Annotated in this window: 4 protein-coding genes; 1 reads left to right on the top strand and 3 read right to left on the bottom strand. The window is 68.0% G+C overall.

From position 1 onward, the window contains the following. Positions 1-387: 387 nt before the first annotated feature. On the bottom strand, positions 388-768 hold the full coding sequence (locus tag E1264_RS38740) for an HGxxPAAW family protein (protein WP_165964609.1): 381 nt from the start codon (positions 766-768) through the stop codon (positions 388-390). A 181-nt stretch (positions 769-949) separates the two neighbouring features. Between E1264_RS38740 and secA the strand changes: the two genes are divergently transcribed. Continuing rightward, the gene (secA, locus tag E1264_RS38735; RefSeq protein ID WP_132181914.1) at positions 950-3826 is read left to right on the top strand and encodes a preprotein translocase subunit SecA; all 2877 of its coding nucleotides are present in this window, start codon (positions 950-952) and stop codon (positions 3824-3826) included. A gap of 325 nt (positions 3827-4151) precedes the next feature. Here secA and E1264_RS38730 read toward each other — a convergent pair whose 3' ends face one another. Both E1264_RS38730 and E1264_RS38725 read right to left on the bottom strand, forming a co-directional pair. Continuing rightward, complete coding sequence (locus tag E1264_RS38730) at positions 4152-4613, bottom strand: Rv3235 family protein (protein ID WP_132181912.1); 462 nt, start codon at positions 4611-4613, stop codon at positions 4152-4154. Between the two features lie 286 nt (positions 4614-4899). Continuing rightward, complete coding sequence (locus tag E1264_RS38725) at positions 4900-6243, bottom strand: PTS transporter subunit EIIC (RefSeq protein WP_132181910.1); 1344 nt, start codon at positions 6241-6243, stop codon at positions 4900-4902. Positions 6244-6288 lie beyond the last annotated feature (45 nt).

Raw genomic sequence — 6288 nt, 5'->3', positions numbered from 1 at the left:
ACGCAGGCTCGTCACCCACGCAGGCTCGTCACCCACGCAGGCTCGTCACCCACGCAGGCTCGTCACCCACGCAGGCTCGTCACCCACGCAGGCTCGTCACCCACGCAGGCTCGTCACCCACGCAGGCCCGTCACCCACGCAGGCCCGCCACCCACACAGGCCCGCCACCCACACAGGCCCGCCACGCGCGTGAATCTCACCGCGCGTGAATCACTGTTCGCCTGCGGGAAATGGCCACTCCGCGCGACTTGGGGTTCACTCAGGGTTCGGGGTGGACGGCCGGAATGAAGCGGGTTTCGGGCTCGTTGTTATTCACGGTGACACTGTCCTCATTCGGGGCATTGGCGGGCGTTAAGCGACCCGCGGTGAAGGCCGTGAATGGGCGTGTCAGCCGTGGGGGGTCTGCTCCGGGTCGGTGGCGACCGGACGGTCCAGGGCCTCGCCCGCCGTGCCGCCGCGGCGCCTGGCGGTGCGGGTGCCGAACAGCGAGTAGTCGACGATCTCGGGGATGACCCTGGGCGCGTCCACGACGACGTCGGCGAACAGGTGCACGAAACCGCTGATGATCATGCCGAGGACGATGATCCCGGCCCCCACCCAGAACATGATCCACAGGGGTCCCAGGCAGAGCGCCACGCCGCCGACGACGAAGCCGACGAAGATGACGGTGACAGCGAACCAGGATGCCGGCCGTCCGGCGTGCGATCCGTGCGCCTGTTCAGGTCGCGGCTCTTCGGGCCGCTCTTCGGGGTGTGACTGTTCGGACACCGGGCCTCCCTCCGGATGCTGTGGACATCCTCTCCGGGAGCCGGAAAGTCAAACGGGACGCGCTGTGGATTGCGCTCCAGAGTGACCTAGACCATTCTAAGTCTCGCCTACGATGGCATCGTACGTGTGGTGTGCGCGCCGCCTGGAGCGGTGAACCACGATCTGCAAGGAGCCTCCGAGAGTGCCGCCAGTCATCGACAAGATCCTTCGTGCGGGCGAGGGCAAAATCCTGCGCAAGCTCAAGAAGCTCGCGGATCAGGTCAACTCGATCGAGGAGGACTTCCTCGAGATGAGCGACGCCGAGTTGCGCGAGCTGACCGACAAGTACCGGGAGCGGCTCGCCGACGGCGAGACCCTGGACGACCTGCTCCCCGAAGCCTTCGCGACCGCCCGCGAGGCCGCCAAGCGCGTCCTCGGCCAGCGCCATTTCGACGTCCAGATCATGGGCGGTGCCGCCCTCCACCTGGGCAACATCGCCGAGATGAAGACCGGTGAGGGCAAGACCCTGACCGCGGTGCTGCCGGCCTATCTCAACGCCCTGTCGGGCGACGGCGTCCATATCGTCACGGTGAACGACTACCTGGCCAAGCGGGACGCCGAGTGGATGGGCCGCATTCACCAGTTCCTCGGCCTCGAGGTCGGTGTCGTCCTCGCGCAGATGACTCCGGAGGAGCGCCGCGCCGCCTACAACGCCGACATCACCTACGGGACGAACAACGAGTTCGGGTTCGACTACCTGCGCGACAACATGGCCTGGACCCTGGACGAGTGCGTCCAGCGCGGCCACAACTTCGCGATCGTGGACGAGGTCGACTCGATCCTCATCGACGAGGCCCGAACCCCGCTGATCATCTCGGGTCCGGCCGAGCAGAACTCCAAGTGGTACTCGGAGTTCGCGAAGATCGTCCCGCGGCTGAAGCGGGCCGAGCTGATCAGCACCGCCGGGCAGGTCGACGAGTACGGCCCCGGCGACTACGAGGTCAACGAGAAGAAGCGCACGGTCGGCATCACCGAGTCCGGCGTCGAGAAGGTCGAGGACTGGCTCGGCATCGACAACCTCTACGACTCGGTCAACACGCCGCTGGTGAGCTTCCTCAACAACGCGCTCAAGGCCAAGGAGCTCTACAAGCGCGACAAGGACTACGTCGTCATGAACGGCGAGGTCCTGATCGTGGACGAGTTCACCGGCCGCATCCTCCACGGCCGCCGCTACAACGAGGGCATGCACCAGGCCATCGAGGCCAAGGAGGGCGTGGCGATCAAGGACGAGAACCAGACGCTCGCCACGATCACCCTGCAGAACTACTTCCGCCTCTACTCCAAGCTGTCCGGCATGACCGGTACGGCCGAGACCGAGGCGGCCGAGTTCAACAAGACCTACAAGATCGGCGTCGTGCCGATCCCGACGAACAAGCCGATGATCCGCGAGGACGTCGCCGACGTCGTCTACAAGACCGAGCAGGCCAAGTTCGAGGCGTGCGTCGACGACATCGCCGAGCGGCACGAGAAGGGCCAGCCGGTCCTCGTCGGCACGACGTCGGTGGAGAAGTCCGAGAAGCTGAGCAAGATGCTCAAGCGGCGCGGAATCCCGCACCAGGTGCTGAACGCCAAGAACCACGAGCACGAGTCGGCGATCGTCGCGGAGGCGGGCCGCAAGGGCGGCGTCACCGTCGCGACGAACATGGCGGGGCGCGGCACCGACATCATGCTCGGCGGCAACCCCGACTTCCGCGCCGACCTGGAGCTGCACCAGCGCGGCCTGTCCCCGCTGGAGACGCCGGACGAGTACGAGGCGGCGTGGCCCGAGGCGCTGGAGAAGGCCAAGGAGGACGTGAAGGGCGAGCACGAGGAGGTCGTCGACCTCGGCGGGCTCTACGTCCTCGCGACCGAGCGGCACGAGTCGCGGCGCATCGACAACCAGCTGCGCGGACGGTCCGGCCGGCAGGGCGACCCGGGCGAGTCCCGGTTCTACCTCTCGCTTGAGGACGACCTGATGCGGCTGTTCAACTCCGCCCGCGTCGAGTCGATCATGAACCGGCTGAACATCCCGGACGAGCAGCCGATCGAGTCCAAGATCGTCAGCAATGCGATCAAGTCGGCGCAGAGCCAGGTCGAGCAGCAGAACTTCGAGATGCGCAAGAACGTCTTGAAGTACGACGAGGTCCTGAACCGGCAGCGCAAGGTCATCTACGCCGAACGCCGCAAGGTTCTCGAAGGCGAGGACCTGAACGAGCAAGTCCGCGGCATGATCGACGAGGTCGTCGCGGGCTATGTCGCGGGTGCCACCGCCGAGGGCTTCGCCGAGGAGTGGGACCTCGACAAGCTGTGGAAGGCGTTCGAGCAGCTCTACCCGATCTCGATCACGGTGGAGGAGCTGATCGAGGACGCCGCGGGCGGCGACATCTCCGCCCTCGACGCCGAGACCCTCGCCGCGAAGATCCGCGAGGACGCCCACGCCGCCTACGACAAGCGCGACGAGGAACTCGGCGCCGAGGTCATGCGTGAGCTGGAGCGCCGCGTCGTGCTGAACGTCCTCGACCGCAAGTGGCGCGAGCACCTCTACGAGATGGACTACCTCCAGGAGGGCATCGGCCTGCGGGCCATGGCGCAGCGCGACCCGCTGGTGGAGTACCAGCGCGAGGGCTACGACATGTTCAACGCGATGCTCGACGGCATCAAGGAGGAGTCGGTCGGCTACCTGTTCCACCTTGAGGTCGAGGTGGAGGAGCAGCCGGCGGCCCCGGCGGTCGGCGCCAAGCCCGTGTCCGTCGCCAAGACGGCCACGGACACCGGGGCCGACGCGGACACCGCCCCCGCCGACGAGGTCGAGGAGGCCGACGAGGCCCCCGCGATCAAGGCGAAGGGCCTCGACGCGCCGAAGCGCCCGTCCAAGCTGGAGTACTCGGCCCCGACCGTCGACGGCGACGGCGGCGTCGAGCACCACAGCGAGGAGACGAAGGACGAGTACGCGGGCGTGAACCGCAACGACCCGTGCCCCTGCGGCTCGGGCAAGAAGTTCAAGCGCTGCCACGGCGACCCGCGCAGCAAGGCCAAGTAACACGCGACACGAAGGCGGCCTCCCGGAGAAATCCGGGAGGCCGCTTCCGCTTGCGAGACCCCGTGTGCCGAGGCCCCCGCGCCGAATAGCCGCCCGCATCGAGCCAGCCCTGCGCGCTAGAGCCCTCGTGTACTAATGCCCCCGCTTGCCGAGTCCAGCCGGAAGAGTCCAGCGCACGAAAGCCCCGCGCGCCAGAGTCCTCGTGCATCCGCGTCCTCGTGTCGGGGAGCTGGTGTGTCAGGGCAGCTGCATGTCGGGGTCCTGCATCTCTTGGGTCTGGTTGCGGCGGAGCCGAAGGTCCTTGCGGCGCGCGGGGGCTTGCGGATCAGGGGGCGGTTGTTTCCAAAGCTGTGCAGCGCCATCTGCCGCGGGTGTGTTCCAGGCGTAGGGCCAGGGCGTGGACGCGTCCGGCCACGACCAGGACCGCTGCCGTCTCGGCCACGGTCGGTGCAGGCCGCTGTACCCGGGTGGACAGCACCTTGGGTGGAACGACCCGGCCGCCGCGCCGTGCCGGGGTGGTTTGCCTCGCGGACTGAAGGTGGTTGAAGAGCGCTCGGCACACCGCTGGGACGGCCACCAGGGAGAGCTGGTGCGGTGGGCGGGTGCCCGCCAGGATCTCTGCGATCAGCCGGACGGTGGCGTTCGCGACGGCTCGGACCTCGGTGTCCACGCCGTCGTCCGGCCGGACCAGACGCAGGCCGGGCGGCTGTGCGGGAGCCGCCGCCCGTTGCAGCGCCAGCGCTCCACGGGTGGCCGGTGCCGGACGGTACCGGACGATTCGCACCACCGCTGACTTCCCCGTACGCCCTCGCATGAAAAGACCTCCTGCCTCGTTTTACGACAGGAGTCACTAGAGACACAGAAAATACATTCTGACCACATCCGGCCCAACGGCTACAAAGGGGCAGAAAGGGGAAGGCGGCGGGACGCTGGGGCGTCCCGCCGCCTTCGGGAGCGAGTCCCGGGCGAGGGTGCGGGGTTGATCCGGGACTCTCGGGAGCCGGGCCGGGGGGCTGGACCGGCCCGGGGCAGGGCGCCGCGCTAGTGAGGGGCTCGCGGCGCCCCCGGGAGGGTCAGCCGCCGGTGGCCTGCGCGTCCCCCTTCTTGCTGCCGGCCAGTTCCGGGTCGGCCGCCGGGTCGACGGCCGTGGACTCCTCGCCTTCGGGTTCGCGTCCCGGAGTCGCGAAGTTGAACTTCTCGATCAGGAACTTGAAGATGAAGTAGTAGAGGAAGAAGTACAGGACGCCCATCCCGAGGATGAGCGGTAGCTGTTCGGTGTTGTCCTTCGTCGCGTTCAGCAGCAGGTCGATGCCGCCCGCGGAGAAGCTGAAGCCGAGCTGGGCTCCGGCGGCCTCCAGCACCGCCATCGAGATGCCGGTGAGGACGACGTGCACCCCGTACAGGACGGGCGCGACGAACATGAACGAGAACTCGATCGGTTCGGTGACGCCGGTGATGAACGCGGTGAGCGCCGCCGACAGCATGATGCCGCCGACCGCAGGACGCCGGTGCGGGGGTGCGGCGCGCCAGATGGCGAGGGCCGCGCCGGGCAGGCCGAACATCAGGACGGGGAAGAACCCGGCGAGGAAGCCGCCCGCGTCCGGGTCGCCGGCCAGGTAGCGGTTGATCTCGCCGTTGACGGCGCCGTCCGGGCCCTGGTACTCGCCGAACACGAACCAGACGAGGGAGTTCGGGATGTGGTGCAGGCCGAACGGGATGAGCAGCCGGTTGATCATGCCGTAGATGCCCGCGCCGGCCGCGCCCGCGCCGGTGATCCACTCACCGAACTCGGTGAGCCAGTTGCCGAGCACCGGCCAGAGGAAGCCGATCAGGATGCCGAGGACCAGGCCCGCGAAGGCGGTGATGATCGGGACGAACCGGCGCCCGCCGAAGAAGGCCAGCCAGGTCGGCAGCTTGATCCGGTAGTAGCGCTGGTAGAGCAGCGCGGCGGTGACGCCCATCAGGATGCCGCCGAGCACCTGCGTCGGGTTCGTGGCGCCCCAGTCGATGGTCGGCGTCGGCTTGCCCGCGACCACCTTCTCGATCATGACGTTGCCCTTGAGCTCGTCGGAGTGCGAAAACATGATCTTCGAGACGCGGTCGAAGACCAGGTATCCGACGACCGCGGCGAGCGCGGTGGAGCCGTCGGACTTCTTGGCGAAACCGATCGCCACACCGACGGCGAAGAGCAGGGGCAGGGCGGCGAACAGCGCGTTGCCGGCCTCGCCGACGACCTCGGCGACCCGGTTCCATTCCAGGCCGTCCTTGCCGAGCATGTCGGGCTGCCCGAAACGCAGCAGGAGGCCCGCGGCGGGCAGGACGGCGATCGGCAGCATGAGGCTGCGGCCGATGCGCTGCAGCTGCGCGAGGATGCTCGACCCTCTGCGTGGTGTGTTGTCCACTGTCGTGGCGGTCATCGTGAGGTTCCTCCTCAGGGGATTCAGGAGTTCTCAGGTGTAGGG

The organism is Actinomadura sp. KC216 (assembly GCF_004348535.1).
In the GTDB taxonomy this organism is placed as follows: Bacteria; Actinomycetota; Actinomycetes; order Streptosporangiales; family Streptosporangiaceae; genus Spirillospora.
The sequence above is the reverse complement of the archived record's forward strand: the minus strand, read 5'-3'. Positions and strand labels throughout refer to the sequence as shown.